Below are 1,463 nucleotides of genomic sequence, written 5' to 3' on the forward strand. Positions count from 1 at the left end.
GTTCAGATTCGAGCTGGTGTCAGCTTCCGGCTAGGGCCGCATGACGCTGGCCGCGCGCTCGGCGAAAGGCAGCGGATGCACGATTTCCTTCTTTTGCGCCACCGGTGCAAAGCCGAGCTTCTGGTAGAGCGGCAGAGCCGCCGGATGATCGAGCGTGCAGGTCTGCACCGTCACCCGCTTCGGCCCATGCGACCATGCGGCAGCGATCGCGGAGCCCAGGAACCAGCGGCCGATGCCTTGTCCCGTCGCATGTTCCATCATGCCGAAATAGGCGAGCTCGACTTCTTCCGGCAGATGCGGCTTGAGATCGAAGAAGCCGGCGGGTGCGCCGTCGAGATAAAGGACCCTGATGTCGCGATCCTCGCGATGAATGCCGGCGGCAAGCTCGTCGTCATCCAGCCTCAGCACATTGACCCAGTGCCATTTGCGCCCCACCCGGTCCATCAGATAGCGGTAGAAATGCAGCGGAATGTCCTTGGTCTTCAGCAGCGCGATCTGACGGTTGTAGGGCACCGGCGGCGAATAGGCCGGCGGCACATGCATCTCGAGAAACGTCACCGTGACGTCAATATCTTCCAGCGCGCCGTTTTCCATCGTCTTCATTCCTTGCCGATCACAACGGGGCCGGTCACGACAGGCGTGTCGGAAAGCCCGCCCCACTCCGTCCAGGAGCCGTCGTAAAGCCAGTTGTTGGTATGGCCAAGTGTTTCCAGCGCCAGCGTCACCACCGCTGCGGTAATGCCGGAGCCGCATGAGGTGACGACAGGTTTCGACAGATCGATGCCGGCCTCCTCGATCGCCTTGCGCAGGCGGTCCTTCGACAGCAGCTCGCCATTTTCCGACAGCGCCGAATAGGGCAGATTGCGCGCGCCAGGCATATGGCCGGAGCGGATACCCGCGCGCGGCTCAGGTTCAGTGCCGGTGAAGCGGCCCGGCCCACGGGCGTCGGCGATCTGGCTTGCCCTGGTGTCGACGATCCGGCGCATGTCGGCGAGGCTGGCGACGCGCCCGGAGTCGAAATCGGCATGAAACACGCTTGGCGCGATCTTCGTCGGCTCAGCCGTCACCGGTCTGCCGGCGGCTTTCCAGCCATCGAAGCCGCCATCCAGAATATAGGTCTGGAAGACGCCCATCACCCTGAACATCCACCACGCCCGGGGCGCCGAGAAGAAGCCCGGACCATCGTAGACGACGATGGTGTCATCGGCCGAAACGCCCATGGCGCCGACATACTGGGCAAAATGCTGCGGTGACGGCAGCGTATGCGGCAAGGGCGAATCCGGATCCGAAACGGCATCCTGATCCAGAAATCGTGCACCCGGGATGTGGGCCGAATCATACTCGCCGCGCGCATCGCGCTTCTGCGCCGGGAGATACCAGGATGCGTCGATGATCGTCAGGCCCGGCTCGCCGAGACGTTGCTGCAGCCAGTCTGCGTCGACGGTGAAGGGGCTGTCCTCGGC

Annotated in this window: 2 protein-coding genes; both read right to left on the reverse strand. The window is 63.7% G+C overall.

All coding sequences use genetic code 11. The features are described 5' to 3' along the window. Positions 1-30: 30 nt before the first annotated feature. Entirely contained in the window at positions 31-594 is a 564-nt protein-coding gene (locus EN932_RS35955) for a GNAT family N-acetyltransferase (RefSeq protein WP_013531462.1), read from the reverse strand. 5 nt (positions 595-599) lie between these two features. Then, positions 600-1,463 (reverse strand): 3-mercaptopyruvate sulfurtransferase (sseA, locus tag EN932_RS35960; protein WP_128369517.1); only part of this gene is annotated, 864 nt, incomplete at its 5' end.

Source organism: Mesorhizobium sp. M7A.F.Ca.US.002.01.1.1, assembly GCF_004022955.1.
Taxonomy (GTDB): Bacteria; Pseudomonadota; Alphaproteobacteria; order Rhizobiales; family Rhizobiaceae; genus Mesorhizobium; species Mesorhizobium ciceri.

Coding starts and splice junctions, on each gene's coding strand:
- EN932_RS35955 (WP_013531462.1), bottom strand. CDS start 594: ATGGAAAACGGCGCGCTGGAAGATATTGACGTCACGGTGACGTTTCTC.